The sequence below is a fragment of the Roseovarius maritimus genome (genome assembly GCF_043355895.2).
Lineage (GTDB): Bacteria > Pseudomonadota > Alphaproteobacteria > Rhodobacterales > Rhodobacteraceae > Roseovarius > Roseovarius maritimus.
Window position 1 is genome coordinate 270007 of record NZ_JBHFPF020000003.1, and the last position, 17436, is coordinate 287442.

A 17436-nucleotide genomic window follows, 5' to 3' on the forward strand; every position below is an offset into this window, starting at 1 on the left:
GTCCAACGATAACCAATAGGGAGACCCGAAAAATGAAAACCGTGAAACATCTGACTGACCGCCGCAGCGTGCTGCGCGGCGGGGCTGCGGCGCTTGGCGCCGCAGCGATGGGCGGCATCGGCAGCCGCGCCCATGCGGCGACCGACATGCGTTACATGTGCTGGGAAGGCTATGACAAGCCCAGCATCATCGATCCTTTCGAGGCGGCCAATGATGCCAATGTTGCGGTCGATCTGATCACCGACAGTGCGGGCGGCTTTGCCAAGCTGGCGGCAGGTGGTTATCGCGATTTCGACGTGGTGTCGTCCGACAGCCCTTGGATTGCGCGCATGGGGCCTGCGGGCATCTGCGAATATCTGGACGATGCCGAGTTTGCCGATGTCTACGCGGATTTCTATCCCCAGTTCCGCGCCCCTTTCGCGCCGCTTCAATATGATGGCCAAACGACCGGTCTGCCGACGCGCTGGGGCTGGGTCGGGCCCACGGTGAACACCAAGTTCGACAAGGTCGAGACCTGGGCCAGCTACGATCCCTGCTTCGATCCGGCCTACAAGGACAAGATCTGCGTTCTGGACTGGGGCGACTGGCCGATCATGCCGATGGCCCTGCATGCCGGCATCGACCCCTACAAAGAGCTGGACGATGCCGAACTGGCCGAGATCCGCAAGGTGCTGCGTGCGCTCTTCAAGAATACCCGCGCGCTGGTTGGGGATCTTTCGGTCGCGCAGAAGGGGCTCATCGACGGCAGCTTCCGCGCGTTGATCGGCGGCGGCAGCTATTGCACCTCGGCGCTGCGCAAGGACGGTCTGGATCACATCCTCAGCATCGTGCCCGAGCCGAAGGACGGCCTTAACCAAGGCATCATCTGGATGGAGGCCACCGGCATCCTCAAGGATACCGGCAACCCCGAGCTTTCGAAGGCGCTGGTCAAGCACATGGTGTCGCCCGATGTCGCGGTCGAGCTGGCCTGGACCGAGGCCACCTGCAACCTCGTGCCCAGCCAGGCCGCCGAGGCCAAGTTCACGGACGAGCAGAAATCGGCTCTGCAGATGGACTACATGTGGGAGGCTTGGGACAAGAGCCATTTCCACTCGGTCGCGCCCAATATCGACGACATGCTGGCCATCTTCCAGGAAGAGCTGGCTGCGTCCAACTGATGCGCCCTGCCCATCCGGCCCAGGCCGGGTCGGCAGCCCTTGACCAAGAGAGCCGGAGAGAACCCGCCAGTGAAAGATTTAGCCACCGCAGCGCCCGTCATCGACGCCCGGAACATCGACAAGTTCTACGAGAGCTTTCAGGCGCTCTCGGGCATCAGCCTGCAGGTGATGGATGGCGAATTCGTGGCCCTTGTCGGCCCCTCCGGCTGCGGCAAGACCTCGCTGCTCAAGATTCTGGCCGGGTTCGAGCAGCCGACGACGGGTACGCTTGATATCGAGGGCAAGTCCGTGGTCGGCCTGCCGCCGTCGCAGCGGCCCACACGCATGGTGTTCCAGAAACTCGCGCTGTTTCCGCACAAGACCGTACGCGACAACATCGCCTTTCCGCTAAAGCTGGCAAAGCTGGACCGCACCGAACAGGACACGCGCGTCGCCGAGATGATGGAGCTGATGCACCTGCCCTCCAGTTACGCCGCCCGCTATCCCGCGCAGCTTTCGGGGGGCGAGCAGCAGCGCGTGGCGCTGGCCCGCTCGATGGTGTCGCGGCCGGGCGTTCTGCTACTGGACGAGCCGTTGAGCGCGCTGGACGTCAAGCTGAAGAAAGTGCTTCAGACCGAGATCAAGCATCTGCACCGCACCGTCGGCACCAGCTTTGTGCATGTCACCCATGATCTGGAAGAGGCGATGATGCTGGCCGATCGCATCTGCGTCATGCGCAAGGGGCGCATCCTGCAGAACGGCTCGCCCTCGGACATCTATTACCGACCCGCCGATGCCTTTGTCGCGGGCTTTATCGGCGAGACGAACCTGATCCCGGCCCAGATCGATGGCGCCGCTTTTGCGCATCCCGCGTTGACATGCGCGCAGCCGATGCTGGACGCCGAGCAATTCAGTCCCGGCCATGCGGGCAGTACCGGCCTTCTGATGATCCGCCCCGAGATGATCACGATGCACACCGGTGTGCCCGAGGCAGGCAGTGACGGCTGCGTCATGGAGGGGACAGTCGAGGAGTTTTTCATCAAGGGCGCGTCGATACAGTATCGCGTGACCGTGGAGGGGATGCGCGAGCCGATGATTGTCGACGTGCTGGGCACGGCCATCCCGCCCGCGGATGTGGCGCAGAAGGTCTGGCTTAGCTTCGCACGCCGCGATCTTTACCTGCTGGGCGAGGGGTAGGCCCATGCGCATCACCCGCAAGGCATGGTCCGAGCCGGGCCTCTGGCTCGCCACGCTGCCGCTGGCGGCGATCATGGCGTTCTTCTTTCTCGTCCCGCTGGTGATGACCGCGCTCCTCAGCTTTCAGGGAACTGAGTACTACCGCCTTGTCTGGACATGGAGCAGCGATACCTGGGTCGACGTGTTCACCCATTGGCACTACTGGTCGATCCTGATCCGCACGCTGACGATGGCGCTGATCTGCGTCGCGCTCTGCGTGTTGATCAGTCTGCCCGTGGCCTATGCAATGGTGCACCGGATGGCGTCGCTATCGAATCACATCACCATCCTCATCGTCTTTGCCTTCCTCACCGATGCGGTGCTCAAGACCTTTGGCTGGGTGCTGTTTCTGGATCGGACGGGCGTGATGAACGGCGCGCTGGATGCGCTGGGCCTTGGTCCGGAGGCGACTGATATCCTGTTCACTCCCGCGGCCACGATGCTGGGTATGGTCTACAACCTGCTGCCCTACACGATCTTCTGCATCTACCTTTCGATGGCGCGGATCGACCGAGACCTGATGCTGGCCGCCTATGACGCGGGCGCCTCGCGGTTTCGCACTTTCTGGGAGGTGACGCTGCCGTTGGCGCGGCCCGGCATCTTCGCGGGCGCCATCTTGGTCTTCGTGCTGGCGCTGGGTGTCTTTCTGGAACCGAAAGTCATGGGCGGAGGCACATCCCCCATGGCGGCCGAACTGATCCGCCAGACCTTCGAGACGCGGGTCAACTGGCCGCTGGGCGCGGCGCTGACGCTGGTGGTCATCACCATCGGCACAATGACGCTGGCCATCGGGGGCGCGCTGGCCGCGCGGGCGATGCGCGCGGCGCCGGGGGCAGGGGAGGGCGCGCCATGATGAGCCACCGTACCGAGGGTATGGTCGCGGGCGCGATCCTCTACGGCGCGGTTGCCGCCGTGCTCGTCTTTTTCTACGTCCCGATCTTCACGCTGATCCTGTTCTCCTTTTCCGAAAGCCGTTTCCTCAGCTTTCCGATCGAAGGTTTTTCGATCCGCTGGTATTTCGAGCTTTTCGCGTCGCGCGAATTCTGGCCTGCGCTGGGCAACTCGGCGCTTCTGGCCAGCATCTCGACGGCGATCGCCACGATCCTCGGCACCGGCGGCGCGATCGCCTGGATACGCTGGCGTTTCCGCTTTCAGCGCAGCTTTCAGGTGGTCAGCTTCGCGCCGCTCCTCTTCCCGCAGCTCCTCTTGGGCGTCGCCATGCTCCTGTGGTTCTCGGTGCTGGGCGGCTGGCTGAATTTCTCGCCCGCGCTCTGGACGGCGATCATCGGGCATGTGGTCTACATCACGCCTTTCGCGCTGATCATCATCGCGGTGCAGGTGCACGGATTTGACGACACTCTCGAGGATGCGGCGCGCGATGCGGGGGCGAATAACTGGCAGGTCTTCCGCGAGGTGACGCTGCCGCTGATCCTGCCGGGCGTCATGTCTGCGGCGATCTTTGCCTTCCTGCTGTCCTGGGGCAATTTCTACGTGACCTACAGCCTTGCCGGCACCGCACGCACGCTGCCCACGTTTGTCTTCAGTGGCATCGCAGTCGGCTCTTCCCCGGTTTACCCGGCACTGGCGACGGTGACGTTCGTGCCTGCGCTCCTGCTATTGGGCCTCGCGGACTGGTTCCGCCGCCGCGCCGCCGCCAGGCAGGCCAGCAGCTTCAAAAGCAGCTGATCCGTAATCACGATTGCGTCAGGTACGCCGCGTTGGCCCCTTTGTGCGGCGTTTAACCCTCTGAAATGGCTCGCGGACCTTTGCCAACTGCGCCCGCGCAGCCTACCGTCCCGCCGCTGAGGCAGCTTTCTGTCGGGAACTCGCTGGCGGGACGAAGGTTGTTCCCCTAGAATCAGCCGAGTTGACACCCAATGTCAGCCGCGAACAGGGACATAAGGATAAATCAGTGGGTTTCAGAACGGATGCGTTTACTCTGCCGAAAATTGCGGCGGTCGCCGCTTTTGCCCTCACCGGATCGGCGGCCCATGCCGTTGAAACGCTCAAATTCGTAATTCCCGCTGATAACGAAGATCTGCGCCAGACGCTGATCGACGCGTCCCTCGTGTTGGCCGCCAAGCAAGATGGTCGCACGGAGCCGCAGGATATCATCGCGGCCGCCAATGCCGATTATGCGCAACTGCTCGGGGTGCTTTACAAATACGGCTATTATAGCGGCGTGATCCGCATTCAGGTCGATGGCCGCGAGGCCGGAAGTCTATCGCCCTTCGCCAAGCCGTCGGGCGTGCGCGAAGTGGTCGTCCGGGTGGAGCCCGGCCCGCTCTTTGCCTTTTCGACCGCGCGTATCGCACCGCTCGCCCCAGAAACCCAGCTGCCCGAGGAATTTGCCCCGGGAAAAGTCGCGCGCGCGCCCATCGTCGGCGCCGCCGCAGATGCGGGCATCGAGGGCTGGCGCGAGGTTGGCCGCGCCAAGGCCGAGATCGCCGGGCAGGACATTGTCGCCGATCACAGGTCAAACACCCTGTCGGCCCAGGTTGCGCTGCGGCCAGGCCCGGTCGTTACCTTCGGCAATCTGGTTCAGACAACGAACAGCTCGGTGCGCCCCGAGCGGTTGCAGCAGATCGCGGGCCTTCCCACGGGCGAGCGGTTCTCGCCGGACGAGCTGGAGAAATCGGCCAAGCGCCTGCGCCGCACCGGCGCGTTCAAATCCGTCGCCCTGACCGAATCCGACACGCTGCGCGACGGCGATGTGATGGACATCCAGATGAACGTCGCGGACGAAAAGCCGCGCCGCTTCGGCTTTGGCGCCGAACTGTCGAGTAATGAGGGCGTCACACTCTCGACCTTCTGGCTGCACCGCAACCTTCTGGGCGGGGCCGAGCGCCTGCGTTTTGATGCGTCGATTGGCGGGCTGGGCAGCGAGACCGGCGGCACTGACGGCGGCGTCGATTACGAGGTCAGCGGCCGGTTCGAGCGGCCCGCGACCTTCGGCGCGGATACAACTCTTTATGTTACCGGCAGAATTGCCCGTGAGGACGAGCCAAACTACCTTTCAGACGTGGCCGAGCTGGGCTTCGGCTTCAGCCGGATCGTGACCGAGGAGTTGACGCTGGAGGCCGGGCTGAGCCTGCGCTATTCGGACGAGACGGACATTTTCGGAAACCAGGAATTCTTTCACCTGCTGATCCCGTTCAGAGCCACCTATGACAGCCGCGACGATCCGCTCGATCCGGCAGGCGGCTATTACGCTCAGGCCGAGGTGATGCCCTTTGTATCCCTCAACGGCGCCGATAGCGGCGGGCGGATCTTTCTGGACGGGCGCGCTTACCGCGAGATCGACGATGGCGGTTTCCTGACGCTGGCCACCCGGCTGCAATTCGGCAGCATCCTTGGGGCCAGCCTTTCGGACACGCCGCAGGATTTCCTGTTCTATTCGGGCGGCGGTAACACGGTGCGGGGCCATCCCTACCAATCGCTGGGCGTGGACGTTGGCAACGGCCTGACCGGCGGGCGCACCTTTGTCGGGGCCTCTGCCGAGGCGAGGATCGACCTTGCCGGGAATTTCGATCCGGTGGCGTTCTTTGACGTGGGTTATGTCGGCGAGGAGAGCATTTACGACGATAGCGGCCGCTGGCACAGCGGCGCGGGCCTCGGTATTCGCTATGATACCGGCATCGGCCCCATCCGCTTTGACGTGGCATTGCCCGTGACGGGCAGCACCGGAGACGGCGTGCAGATCTATATCGGCATCGGACAGGCGTTTTGAGACATATGATACAGTCACTCACAATCCGGGCCTTTCAAATCTGCGCGCTGGCCGCCGCGCTGCTGCTGCCGCAGGTTGCGGCAGCTCAGGACGATGATCGCGGCCTGCTGCAGGGCTTTATCGAGGATAACCTTTCCAGCGCGGGCCGCGAGGTGCGCATCGAAGGGTTCGAGGGCGCTCTGAGCAGCCAGGCGACGCTGGAGCAGTTGACCATTGCCGATGACGCGGGCATCTGGCTGACCCTGCGCGACGTGACGCTGGACTGGAGCCGCCTTGCCCTCTTGCGTGGCCAGTTGCAGGTCTCGCAACTGACCGCTGGTGAGATCCTTCTGCCGCGTCTGCCCCAGGCGGATGATACGATCGACGTGCCCGATGCCGAGGCGACGGGTTTTTCGTTGCCCGATCTGCCTGTCTCGGTGAATGTCGACGAAATCGCGGTCGAGCGGCTGGTTCTGGGCGCACCTTTGCTGGGAGAAGAGGTGACGCTGTCCCTCCTTGGTGCGCTAGAGTTGGCGGATGGTGCAGGCACCGCCAAGCTGGAGGTCAGCCGGCTTGACCGCGCGAATGATGCGATCACGCTGAACGTGGCCTACGCCAACGAGACGCGGAACCTTGGGGTCGATCTGAACTGGACCGAGGCCGAGGGCGGGATCGCGTCCAAGCTGATGGGCATTCCGGGCGCGCCGTCGCTGACACTGACGGTCGAGGGGGATGCGCCACTGTCGGATTTCACTGCTGATATCGCGCTGGATACCGATGGCGAGCGGCGCCTTGGCGGTACGGTCAGCGTGGCCGCGCCCGCACCGCAAGAGGGCAAAACGGATGCGCCGCTGAACTTTGCTGCCGATATTCGCGGCGATATCGCGCCGGTCTTTGCACCAGAATACCGCGACTTCTTCGGCACCGAGATGGCGCTGGTGGTCGAGGGATCGAAACCCGCAAATGGCGGGCTGGGCATCGAGACGCTGTCGCTGACCGCGGCCGCGCTGACGCTGGACGGCAGTCTGCAGATGGGCGCCGATGGCTGGCCCGAGCGGTTTGATCTGACGGGCCGCCTTGCCTCGCGGGATGGCAAGCCGGTGTTGCTCCCCTTGGCGGGTGAACGGACCACGCTGAAGGATATGGATCTTAGTCTGACCTATGATCTGGCGCAGGGCGAGCAGTGGCAGCTGTCACTCAAGGCAGACGGGCTTGAACGGATCGACCTGACGCTCGATCAGGCCTCGCTTGAGGGGGGCGGAACCATCTCGAAGGGCGATGGAGGCGCCCCTGGTCAGGTCGACGGCGCGCTTGACCTGGTGGTCGAGGGACTTGCCATGATCGATGGCAACCTGTCGCGCGCTCTGGGCAAGACTCTGCGCGGAGATATCGTCTTTGACTGGACCGAAGGCCAGCCGTTCAACCTGAGCGAGCTGTCGCTGACCGGGAGCGATTATGACATCACCGGCAAGGCCGCACTGCTGGGATTGGGCACCGACGAGACGCCGCGTGTCACCGCCAACGTCGCCGTCGAGGCCGATGATCTGTCGCGGTTCGCAGGCCTCGCGGGTGCCGATCTGGAAGGCGCGGTGCAGGTGCAGGTCAATGGCGGCTACACCCCGTCGGAGGGGACGATGGAAGCCACTGTTACTGGTAGCGCGCAGGATCTGGCTGTAGGTCAGCCTCGCCTTGATCCGCTACTGCGCGGGCGCACGCAGCTGGATGTGGCGGCGCGGCGCGGCAAGGACGGCACGTTCCTTGACCGGCTGAAGGTCACCTCGCCATCGACCGACCTGACTGCCACCGCCGCTTACAAATCCGACGGCAGCATGGCAGATCTGGAGTTGACGGTGGACGATGCCTCACTGATCGAGCCTGCCTTGCAGGGGCCTGCGCGCCTGACCGCGCGTGCCGATCAGGACGGCAATGTCTGGACCATCAAGGCCGGCGCCTCGGGGCCCGGCGAGGCCACCTTCACCGCGGATGGCACCGTCAACATGATCGGCGGGAAACCCGGTATTTTCGATATGCGCGCCAGCGCGGTCGCCAGTGATTTCGCGCCCTATTCGGCGCTGGCCGGGCGCGATCTGGGCGGTGCGGCCAGTCTGGTCGTCGATGCGCAGGGTAATCTGGAGCAATTGAGCGGGCAGGCCGATCTGGTGCTGAACGGTCAGGACATGGCCGTGGGCATCGCGCAGCTGGACCCCATCCTGCGCGGAACTTCGACCGCCGAAATTTCGGCGCAGCGCAGCGCGGATGGCGCGCTGACGCTCAGCAAGGGCCTCTTGACCACGCCCAAGATCGACGCCGACGTGCAGGGCTATCTGGGAGCGGACGGCAGGGCGCAGGGCACGGCGGATATCACCGGCACCGATCTGGCCGTCGGAATTCCGCAGGTCGACCGCATCCTTGCCGGGCGCTCGCGCGCGCAGATCGAGGCTGTGCGCAGCGCGGAGGGCACCATCACGCTGAAGCGCGGCGAGGTCGAGACCCCGATGCTGGACGCGACGGCAAGTGGCTTTTATGCCGCCGATGGCGCGGCAGAGGCGCAGGTGGACGTGACTGGCTCCGATCTTGCCATCGGCATTCCGCAGGTCGATCAGCTGCTCCGCGGCACCTCCAGCCTCACTGCGGATGTGGCCCGCAGCGCGGAGGGCACGATTACCATCAACCGCGCCGATCTGGACACGTCGCAACTGACCGCGAGCGCCTCGGGGACGCTGGGCACTGACGGATCGTCGGCGGCCAACATCGACGCACGGCTGGCCAATGTCGCCCTGTTTGCGCCGGGCATCCCCGGTCCGGCAACGGTCAACGGCAGCGTGCGCGGCGATGGCAGCGGCTATGTGGTCGATCTGGATGCGACCGGCCCGGCGGGAATTGCCGCAGATGTCTCGGGGCGCATCGCCAATGGCGGCACGCTGGATCTGAACGTGAACGGGCGCGCGCCCCTTGCGCTTGCCAATTCCTTCATCAGCCCCCGAAGCCTGTCGGGCGTCGCGCAGTTCGATCTGCGCATTGACGGCCCGCCAGCGCTCTCCTCCGTGACAGGCACGATCAGCACCAGCGGCGCCGGCCTTGCCCTGCCCAAGGTCAAGATGGCGCTCGAGGGGATCAACGCCAATGTCAATCTCACTGGCGGGGCGGCGCAGATCGATGTCAGCACGGGAGTCAATACCGGCGGCCGTCTGGCGGCGAACGGGCGCATCGGCCTTGCCGCACCCTATCAGGCGGATATCGCCGTCGATCTGCAGAATGTCGGCATCACCGACCCGGGCCTCTATACGACCACGGCGAATGGACGGATCACCTTCAACGGTCCGGCCACGGGTGGCGCGAATATCGCAGGCACCATCAATCTGGGCGAAGTCAATGTGCGCGTGCCCAGCGGCTTGATCGCGTCGGGCGCCAGCCTGCCCGGGCTGCAGCATGTTAACGAGCCTCAGGCGGTGCGCCGCACGCGTGCCTTTGCCAACTTGCTGGACACCGGCAACGGCCTGGGCGCGGACGGGGCAAACGGCGGCGGCGCGGCCTATGGCATGGATGTGCGCATCAATGCGCCCAACCAGATATTCATAAGGGGCCGCGGCCTCGATGCCGAGTTGGGCGGCGCGCTGCGCTTGCGGGGCACCACCGCCAACATCATTCCCGAAGGCCAGTTCGATCTGATCCGCGGGCGTCTGGACCTGCTGGGCAAGCGATTGGACCTGACCGAAGGATATCTGCGGATGCAGGGCAGTTTCGTCCCCTATCTCTACTTGGTGGCCCAAACCACCAGCGGCGATATCCAGGTGTCGATCACGGTGGAAGGGCCGGCCGACGAGCCCGAGATCACCTTCTCGTCGCAACCGGAACTGCCCGAGGACCAGATCGTATCGCAACTGATCTTCGGCCGTGATCTCAGCCAGATTTCCGCTTTTCAGGCGTTGCAATTGGCCTCGGCCGTGGCAACCCTGACGGGCAATGGCGGCGGCGGCCTTGTCGGTAGTCTGCGTCAGGGTGTCGGCCTCGACAATCTGGACGTGACCACCGGCGCGGATGACACGACCGAAGTGCGCGCGGGCAAGTATCTGTCGGAGAATATCTATTCCGAGGTGGAAGTCGACAGTGATGGGCAGACGCAGATCAACTTGAACCTGCAGATCAGCGACAACGTCAAGGCCAAGGGCAGCTTTGGTGCGGGCGGTGACAGCGGCCTCGGCGTGTTCTTCGAAAAAGACTACTGATCGCGCGTCGCGCTTGTGCATCTCAGAGACTGCCCCAATGCGGCAGGCCCGTGACCAAGTGCGACGTCGGGCGCCGCTCGCATAGGAATCAACAAGCCGTGGTCGCGCAACACAGCACGTCATTGAAAATGCCGCGTATTTGCTGGCCAACATGCTTCTGAACATGTGCCTCGGCGTGCTTTCACCATGGCAGCCCAAAAGATACGCGGCATGGCGGAAGCCGGCATACAGGGTTCGTGGCCTCGTCCAGCGCGGCCTGAGTTTCGCGACATCCTTTGGGCCTTGATGGCTCTTCCTTTCGAGGTTCACACGCCCTTCAAAATGTTTCGAGAACCACTTGCTCTCGTGGTCATCGAGCTTGCGTTCTGGGCGATTGTCCTCGGGGCCGAGGGCCTTGTTTTATGCTTCATTTACGGCAAGAGCAGAGAGGCCATGGAGCGATGAATGTTCGGGCCAATGTACTCAGGTGCTCTCGCAGAATTCCGCGAGAGCAAAGATAGACCCGGGTCGAACGGTTTCTGCCAAGTCAACCCGAGGCTGCCGCACCTCTGGTAAAGGGGCTTGCCCATCCGGGCCGTCTTTTTCAATCTGGCACTGCGCGCCCGGCCTCGCTGTTTGCCAGCTTGGCGGGGCAGACGCCTTGCGCTAACCTCGCCCGAACATGGGCCAGGGGAGGATGCCGACATGCAGATGAGTGACACAAGAACGATCGAGGCAGACAAGGCCACCGTCTGGGCGGCGCTGCTCAGCCCCGAGGTTCTGAAGGAATGTGTGCCCGGCGCGACCGAGGTCACCGGCAACCCAGAGGAAGGCTTCGAGGCGGTCGTTACGCAAAAGGTCGGTCCCGTGAAAGCCACCTTTCGCGGGCAGGTCACTGTCAGCAACATGGTCGAGCATGAGAGCCTGACCCTGACCGGCGAGGGCAAGGGTGGCGCCGCAGGCTTTGCCAAGGGCAGCGCCGATGTGCGCCTTGAAGAGGCGGATGGCGTCACCACGCTAAGCTACGATGTCGAAGCCAAGGTGGGCGGTAAACTGGCCCAGCTGGGCAGCCGCATCGTCGATGGCTTTGCCAAGAAGATGGCCGATCAGTTCTTTGTCCGCCTTGAGGAAGTCATCGAGGGCCCCAAGGAAGAGGACGAAGCGCCCGAGGCCGAAAAGAAGGGTTGGCTGAAAAAGCTGATCAGCTGATTTTTGCGGCCATCTGCGCCGCCGTATCCCGCCCGCTGGCATAGGCGCCATGTGCCGTGGCCTGCCACTGGGGCGAGAACGCCTCGCCCGCGAAGGCGACGCGGCCCGTGTCCTGCGCGATCATCTCGCGCCGGAAATTCGCCGAGCCGGGCCGCGCGTGGGAGTAAGAACCGAGGACGAGCGGATCATTGGTCCAGTTGGTCGTGGCGCTGCCAATGATACGGCCCGTTATGTCTGCGCCAAATACCTGAACCAGGGCGCTTTGCGCATAGTCGGTCATCGCATCAGGACCGGCCATGACCAGCGCATGAGCCTTCTTGCCCGCCATGTGGCACAGCATCATGGGCGCATCGCCCTGCACCACCTGAAAATTCGTCGCCATGCCGTCTCGATCCCGCTGCACGGTCAGAAAGCGTGTCTGGGCCAGCTCCTCTGGAATGGCGTCCATCGCGAAGGCGACCTTTTCGTAGACACCGCACGGCACGCGATCGAGCGCGAAGGCCAAGTCGGCGGCAGGGCCATCGCTGAAATGAATGCCGCCGCGCGCCAGCACGTTGGTCGAGGCGGTGACAATCACGCCCGCCGCGTCCATCTCGCCCTCATCGGTGACGACCGTCGCGCCGTCCGTGCGCTGGTGGACCGCGCGCACTGGTAGGCCGGTGCGGATGTTCAGCCCCTCCGCCATCGCGGTGACAAGCGCGCCATATCCCGAGAGCACCGGCCAGTTGTGATCGGTGTCCCGATAGTCGGCATAGGCCGAGGCTGACACGTCTTCGGCATCGTCGCCGGCCATTAGCGCGAGGATCAGGCGCACGGTGGGCGTCCAGCGGCCCGCATCGGGCAGCACATCGGGAATGGCGGTGTCGCGACCTGCGGTGTGGACTGCCTCGAAGGCGCGGTTCACCGCATCGTCGCAGGCGCGCACGCCCTCGGCATCCAGAAACGCGCCTCCCGCCCAGACGCTGAAAGCATCGCTGAGGGTGGCCTGCTTTGCATATCGCGCGCCCACCTTGTCGGCCCAGGCGACCAGCGGATTCTCGTCCGCGCAATGCAGCCAGTGACAACCGTGATCCCATGGCGTCGGCAGCCCAGCGGCTGCCGTGCAGGCTCGCCCGCCGACGCGGTCTGCCGCCTCTAGCACGATATAGGGGATGCCGCGCGCCGCGCATTCCAGTGCCGCGCCGATACCCGCCGCACCCGCGCCGACGATGATGATGTCATGCCTGTCCATGCCCCTGCTCCCTTTGTCCGGCGCAGCATACACCCGGCGCAGACCGCGGCAAGCCTGTGCGCCAGCGCAGACCTCACCCTTGGCGGATGCGCGATTGCCTCCGGGCGCGAATGCTTTAGGTTCGCAGCGATCATCAGATAGGGGGAAGCATGACGGCCATCGTCGACGTGCAAAACATGGGCAAGGTCTATGACGGAGGCTTCACCGCGCTTGGCGGCGTATCGCTTCAGATCAAGGAGGGCGAGATCATCGCGCTGCTTGGCCCCAACGGGGCGGGCAAGACAACGCTGATTTCTGCGCTGTGCGGGATCGTGACGCCAACCAGCGGGCGCGCCACGGTGGGCGGGCATGACGTGGTCACCGGCTACCGCAAGGCGCGCGCGATGATCGGGTTGGTGCCGCAGGAAATCGCGCTGGAGCCGTTCGAGAAGGTGATCAACACGGTCCGCTTCTCGCGCGGGCTGTTCGGCAAGGGGCGCGACGATGCATTGATCGAGCGGATCCTGCGCCAGCTCAGTCTTTGGGACAAGCGCCACGCGCGCATCCGTGAGCTGTCGGGCGGAATGAAACGCCGCGTGCTGATCGCCAAAGCGCTCTGTCACGAGCCGCGCGTTCTCTTCCTCGACGAGCCCACCGCAGGCGTTGACGTGGAGCTGCGCCGCGACATGTGGCAAGTGGTCGAAGAACTGCGCAAGTCCGGCGTCACGATCATCCTGACCACCCATTACATCGAAGAGGCCGAGGCGATTGCCGACCGGATCGCCGTGATCAACAAGGGTCAGATCCTGCTGGTCGAGCCAACCGCCGACCTGATGGCGCGAATGGGCCGGAAGACTCTGCGCATCGACCTGATGCAGAAGCTGGACGCGGCTCCCGCGGCGCTAGCCGAGTATGATCTGACGCTGGCCGAGGACGGCCATTCGCTGAGCTATACCTACGAGGCCGGGGGCGAGCGCACGGGCATAACGCGCCTTTTGCAGGCGATCGCGGCCGAGGGTCTGGCGCTGCGCGATATCCAGACCACGCAAAGCAGCCTCGAGGAGATCTTCGTAGGCCTCATCAAGGAGGGCGAGGCATGAACCTGCCGGCAATCTGGGCGATCTATCTTTATGAGATGAAACGGTTTTTCCGCACCTTGATGGAGAGCCTGCTGTCCCCTGTCATCTCGACCTCGCTTTACTTCGTGGTCTTCGGCGCTGCCATCGGCAGCCGCATCGATGAGGTCGAGGGCGTGAGTTATGGCGCGTTTATCGTGCCTGGCCTGATCATGCTGAGCGTGATGACCCAGTCGATCAGCAACGCCTCCTTCGGGATCTATTTCCCGAAATTCATCGGCACGATCTTTGAACTTCTTTCGGCCCCGGTGAACTTCCTTGAAATCGTGCTGGGCTATGTCGGCGCGGCGGCGACGAAATCGCTGATCATCGGTATCGTCATCCTGATCACGGCGGGCTTCTTTGTCGAAATCCAGGTCTTGCATCCATGGGCGATGCTGGCCTTCCTCTTTCTGACCTGCATCAGTTTCAGCCTCTTCGGTTTCATCATCGGCATCTGGGCCGAGAATTTTCAGCAACTTCAACTGATCCCGCTTCTGGTGATCACGCCGCTGATTTTCCTCGGGGGTGCGTTCTATTCCATCTCGATGCTGCCTGAAAGCTGGCAGACCGTGGCGCTGTTCAACCCGGTCGTCTATCTCGTCTCGGGCTTTCGCTGGTCCTTCTTCGGGGTCGCGGATGTCAGCGTGGGCTGGTCCTTATTGGCCATCGCGGCCTTTACGGGGATCTGCATGGGCATCGTCTGGTGGATCTTCAAGACTGGCTACCGGATCAAGTCCTGAGCGCTCTGCCCTACCTTTTTCATCACAGGAGCACGCGATCTGGCCCCGCTGCCTTGTCTCGGCCCCTTGGGGATTATACATCCCCGGAATGACAAAATGGTCCGCGCTCAAATCCCGCCTGCCTTTCTTCAAGTCCCGCCCGCGTGTCGCGGTCGTCCGGCTGAAAGGCACCATCGGCACCAGCCGCATGGCCTTGAACGATGAGGCGCTGGCGCCCATTCTGGAAAAGGCGTTCAAGCGGGGCAAGCCGAAGGCGGTCGCGCTCATCATCAATTCGCCGGGCGGCTCGCCAGTGCAATCCTCGCTCATCGCCGCGCGCATCCGGCGTTTGGCCGAGGAAAAGAACGTGCCGGTTCACGCCTTCGTAGAGGATGTGGCAGCATCGGGCGGCTATTGGCTGGCAGCGTCGGCAGATGACATCTGGGTCGATTTCGGCTCGATCGTGGGGTCCATCGGAGTCATCTCGGCCGGTTTCGGCGCGCCGGTTTTTCTGGCGCGTCAGGGAATCGAGCGGCGCGTGCATACGTCGGGTAAGTCCAAATCGACGCTGGACCCGTTCCTGCCCCAAAAAGACGAAGACGTCGCGCGGCTGAAAGATATTCTCGAGGATCTGCACAGCGGCTTCATCGCCTATGTCAAGGAACGGCGCGGGGGCAAGCTGGCCGATAATCCCGACATTTTCACCGGCGAGTTCTGGCTGGGCCGCCGCGCGGCCAAATTGGGGCTGGTCGATGGCGAGGCCCATATGATGCCCAAGCTGAAAGAGCTGTACGGCAAGGAAGTGCGCCTGATGCGCTATGGCCTGAGAAAGGGGCTATTTGGCCGCTTTGGAGCCACTATTGCCGAGGATGCCATCGCCGCCGTCGAGGACCGCGCCCAGTTCGCGCGCTTCGGGCTGTAGCCCGTGATCGTCAAGATCGTCTCGCTTTTCCTTGTCGGCATGGTCGTTCTGGCCATGTTCGGAAAACTGCGTTTTCCGGGGCAGAAACGGCTGGCGGCGGCGAAATGCCCGAAATGTGGTAAATACAGGATCGGCAAGGGGCCATGCTCCTGCCGGAAGGGGATTGGCAAATGATGGTCTGGGCGCTTGCGGGCCTTGGTCTGGTCATCCTGCTTCTGGCCGGCGACGCCTTGGTCAGAGGCGCGGTCAACCTCAGCCTGCGGGTGGGCATCCCGGCGCTGATCATCAGTCTGACCATCGTCGCCTTCGGTACCTCCGCGCCCGAGCTTCTGATCTCGATCGATGCTGTTCTGAGGGGTATTCCGGGGCTGGCGCTGGGGAATGTGGTGGGCTCGAACACGGCGAATGTCCTTCTGGTTCTGGGTATTCCCGCCATCCTGTCGGTGCTGCACACCAGCGGTTGCGAAACGCGCAAGACCTATATCTTCATGCTGATCGCATCGGTGCTGTTCATCGCGCTGGCCTTCTTTGGCATCTTCACCTTCTGGTCCGGTCTGATCCTGCTGGCGGCGCTGGCGTATATGCTGTTCGATGCGGCGCGCGATGCGACCCGCCATCGCCGGGCCGAGCGTGCGGGCCCCGTCGAGGAAGAGGTCGAGGGCGCTGATCCCGACATGCCATGGTGGCGCATCGCAGTGTTTCTCGTGCTGGGCCTCGTCGGTCTGCCACTGGGCGCAAGCCTTCTGGTCGATAACGCGTCGATCATCGCGCGCCACTATGGCGTCAGTGACAGCGTGATCGGCCTGACGCTGGTGGCGCTGGGCACATCCCTGCCCGAGCTTGCGACGACGGTCATGGCCGCGCTGCGCAAGCAGGCGGATGTGGCGCTGGGCAATGTCATCGGCTCCAACATGTTCAACCTACTGGCGATCATCGGCATCACCTCGCTGATCGGGCCGATCCCGGTAGGGCGCGAATTCCTGACCTTTGATCTGTGGGTCATGCTGGCCGCGTCGCTGGCGCTGATCCCGTTCGTCTTCTTCCGGGTGGATATCGGCCGCGTCTGGGGCGCTCTCTTGACGGCGGCCTATCTGGCCTATGTCACCATTATATTGTTTTGACAGCAGAGGGGGCTGGCATGGGCCGAGCATTGGTAACCGGGGCAGGCAAACGGCTGGGCCGCGCGATGGCGATCGAGTTGGCGCAGCAGGGCCATGACGTGGCTATCCATTACCACAGCTCGGAAGATGAGGCCGAGACGGTCGCGGGTGAGATACGCGATCTGGGCCGCAAGGCGGTCACCCTTCGGGCAGATATGCTCTCCGAGGACCAGGTCACGCCGCTGATCCCGCACGCCGCCGAGGCGCTGGGAGGACCAATGACCGTACTGGTCAACTCCGCGTCGATTTTTGACCACGACACCCTGGCCAGTGCGACGCGGGACAGCTGGGATAGCCATTTCGAAAGCAACCTGCGCGCGCCCTTCGTGCTGACTCAGGCCTTGGCCGAGCAAGTGCCGGACCCCGTGAACGACGAGAATGGCGAGCCAATGGCTCAGGGCCTTGTCATCAATATGATCGACCAGCGCGTGCGCAAGCTGACGCCCGAATTCATGACCTATACCTTGGCCAAGATGGGCCTCTGGGCCTTCACCCAGACCGCCGCGCAGGCATTGGCTCCGCGCGTGCGGGTGAACGGCATCGGCCCCGGTCCCACACTGCGCGCCGCGCGGCAGAGCCGCGAGCATTTTGCGTCCCAGCGCGCCGCAACGGTGCTGAAACGGGGGGCGAATACATCGGACATCACCGGAGCGCTCAGCTATTTCCTGAACGCGCCTGCGGTCACTGGGCAACTTCTTTGCATCGATGGCGGGCAGCATCTGTGCTGGCAGACCCCCGATGTTCTGGGCGTCGAATAAGGCCGTTTCGCGGCGCCTCAGGTGAAAGTTTTGCACCGCTGGATGAGCGGTCAC

Annotated in this window: 14 protein-coding genes; 13 read left to right on the plus strand and 1 reads right to left on the minus strand. The window is 63.7% G+C overall.

What is annotated here, in order from left to right; all coding sequences use genetic code 11:
• The first annotated feature begins 32 nt into the window (after positions 1-32).
• The 8 genes from ACEWPM_RS08670 (at position 33) to ACEWPM_RS08705 (ending at position 11495) form a co-directional block, all read left to right on the plus strand.
• A complete protein-coding gene (locus ACEWPM_RS08670; protein WP_393961268.1) occupies positions 33-1157 on the plus strand; it encodes an ABC transporter substrate-binding protein in 1125 nt (374 codons plus the stop codon).
• A 69-nt stretch (positions 1158-1226) separates the two neighbouring features.
• Positions 1227-2333, plus strand: coding sequence for an ABC transporter ATP-binding protein (locus tag ACEWPM_RS08675; RefSeq protein WP_393961269.1), 1107 nt, complete (start codon positions 1227-1229; stop codon positions 2331-2333).
• A 4-nt stretch (positions 2334-2337) separates the two neighbouring features.
• Complete coding sequence (locus ACEWPM_RS08680; protein WP_393961270.1) at positions 2338-3225, plus strand: ABC transporter permease; 888 nt, start codon at positions 2338-2340, stop codon at positions 3223-3225.
• A complete protein-coding gene (locus ACEWPM_RS08685) occupies positions 3225-4058 on the plus strand; it encodes an ABC transporter permease (protein ID WP_420768012.1) in 834 nt (277 codons plus the stop codon). The genes ACEWPM_RS08680 and ACEWPM_RS08685 overlap by 1 nt, the downstream gene beginning before the upstream one ends.
• Positions 4059-4284: 226 nt before the next feature.
• Complete coding sequence (locus tag ACEWPM_RS08690) at positions 4285-6102, plus strand: autotransporter assembly complex protein TamA (RefSeq protein WP_393961272.1); 1818 nt, start codon at positions 4285-4287, stop codon at positions 6100-6102.
• Between the two features lie 5 nt (positions 6103-6107).
• Positions 6108-10307 (plus strand): translocation/assembly module TamB domain-containing protein, encoded by a 4200-nt coding sequence (locus ACEWPM_RS08695; protein ID WP_393961274.1) that lies wholly within the window; start codon positions 6108-6110, stop codon positions 10305-10307.
• A gap of 210 nt (positions 10308-10517) precedes the next feature.
• Positions 10518-10751: a hypothetical protein gene (locus ACEWPM_RS08700; RefSeq protein ID WP_393961275.1), complete on the plus strand. Its 234-nt coding sequence runs from the start codon at positions 10518-10520 to the stop codon at positions 10749-10751.
• A 240-nt stretch (positions 10752-10991) separates the two neighbouring features.
• The gene (locus ACEWPM_RS08705; protein WP_393961276.1) at positions 10992-11495 is read left to right on the plus strand and encodes an SRPBCC family protein; all 504 of its coding nucleotides are present in this window, start codon (positions 10992-10994) and stop codon (positions 11493-11495) included.
• Here the strand turns inward: ACEWPM_RS08705 and ACEWPM_RS08710 are convergent.
• Positions 11488-12726 carry a flavin monoamine oxidase family protein gene (locus ACEWPM_RS08710; RefSeq protein ID WP_393961277.1) on the minus strand — a complete coding sequence of 413 codons (1239 nt, stop codon included), beginning with the start codon at positions 12724-12726 and terminating at the stop codon, positions 11488-11490. The two genes, ACEWPM_RS08705 and ACEWPM_RS08710, sit on opposite strands and share 8 nt — an antisense overlap.
• A gap of 149 nt (positions 12727-12875) precedes the next feature.
• Here ACEWPM_RS08710 and ACEWPM_RS08715 point away from each other — a divergent pair, with 149 nt between their 5' ends.
• From ACEWPM_RS08715 to ACEWPM_RS08735, 5 genes are all read left to right on the plus strand, one after another.
• On the plus strand, positions 12876-13805 hold the full coding sequence (locus tag ACEWPM_RS08715; protein ID WP_393961278.1) for an ABC transporter ATP-binding protein: 930 nt from the start codon (positions 12876-12878) through the stop codon (positions 13803-13805).
• Positions 13802-14563: an ABC transporter permease gene (locus ACEWPM_RS08720; RefSeq protein WP_393961279.1), complete on the plus strand. Its 762-nt coding sequence runs from the start codon at positions 13802-13804 to the stop codon at positions 14561-14563. Before ACEWPM_RS08715 ends, ACEWPM_RS08720 begins: the two co-directional genes overlap by 4 nt.
• Before the next feature lie 88 nt (positions 14564-14651).
• A complete protein-coding gene (locus ACEWPM_RS08725) occupies positions 14652-15464 on the plus strand; it encodes a S49 family peptidase (protein WP_393961280.1) in 813 nt (270 codons plus the stop codon).
• A gap of 170 nt (positions 15465-15634) precedes the next feature.
• A complete protein-coding gene (locus tag ACEWPM_RS08730; RefSeq protein WP_393961281.1) occupies positions 15635-16585 on the plus strand; it encodes a calcium/sodium antiporter in 951 nt (316 codons plus the stop codon).
• 17 nt (positions 16586-16602) lie between these two features.
• Entirely contained in the window at positions 16603-17382 is a 780-nt protein-coding gene (locus ACEWPM_RS08735) for an SDR family oxidoreductase (protein ID WP_393961282.1), read from the plus strand.
• The last annotated feature ends 54 nt before the right edge of the window (positions 17383-17436 follow it).

What these genes read in the sequence shown, in the direction of transcription:
- ACEWPM_RS08700 (WP_393961275.1), top strand. Translation starts at nt 10,518, where the DNA reads ATGGCGGAAGCCGGCATACAGGGTTCGTGGCCTCGTCCAGCGCGGCCT.
- ACEWPM_RS08735 (WP_393961282.1), top strand. Translation starts at nt 16,603, where the DNA reads ATGGGCCGAGCATTGGTAACCGGGGCAGGCAAACGGCTGGGCCGCGCG.
- ACEWPM_RS08720 (WP_393961279.1), top strand. Translation starts at nt 13,802, where the DNA reads ATGAACCTGCCGGCAATCTGGGCGATCTATCTTTATGAGATGAAACGG.
- ACEWPM_RS08725 (WP_393961280.1), top strand. Translation starts at nt 14,652, where the DNA reads ATGACAAAATGGTCCGCGCTCAAATCCCGCCTGCCTTTCTTCAAGTCC.
- ACEWPM_RS08670 (WP_393961268.1), top strand. Translation starts at nt 33, where the DNA reads ATGAAAACCGTGAAACATCTGACTGACCGCCGCAGCGTGCTGCGCGGC.
- ACEWPM_RS08685 (WP_420768012.1), top strand. Translation starts at nt 3,225, where the DNA reads ATGAGCCACCGTACCGAGGGTATGGTCGCGGGCGCGATCCTCTACGGC.
- ACEWPM_RS08730 (WP_393961281.1), top strand. Translation starts at nt 15,635, where the DNA reads ATGATGGTCTGGGCGCTTGCGGGCCTTGGTCTGGTCATCCTGCTTCTG.
- ACEWPM_RS08705 (WP_393961276.1), top strand. Translation starts at nt 10,992, where the DNA reads ATGCAGATGAGTGACACAAGAACGATCGAGGCAGACAAGGCCACCGTC.
- ACEWPM_RS08695 (WP_393961274.1), top strand. Translation starts at nt 6,108, where the DNA reads ATGATACAGTCACTCACAATCCGGGCCTTTCAAATCTGCGCGCTGGCC.
- ACEWPM_RS08710 (WP_393961277.1), bottom strand. Translation starts at nt 12,726, where the DNA reads ATGGACAGGCATGACATCATCATCGTCGGCGCGGGTGCGGCGGGTATC.
- ACEWPM_RS08680 (WP_393961270.1), top strand. Translation starts at nt 2,338, where the DNA reads ATGCGCATCACCCGCAAGGCATGGTCCGAGCCGGGCCTCTGGCTCGCC.
- ACEWPM_RS08715 (WP_393961278.1), top strand. Translation starts at nt 12,876, where the DNA reads ATGACGGCCATCGTCGACGTGCAAAACATGGGCAAGGTCTATGACGGA.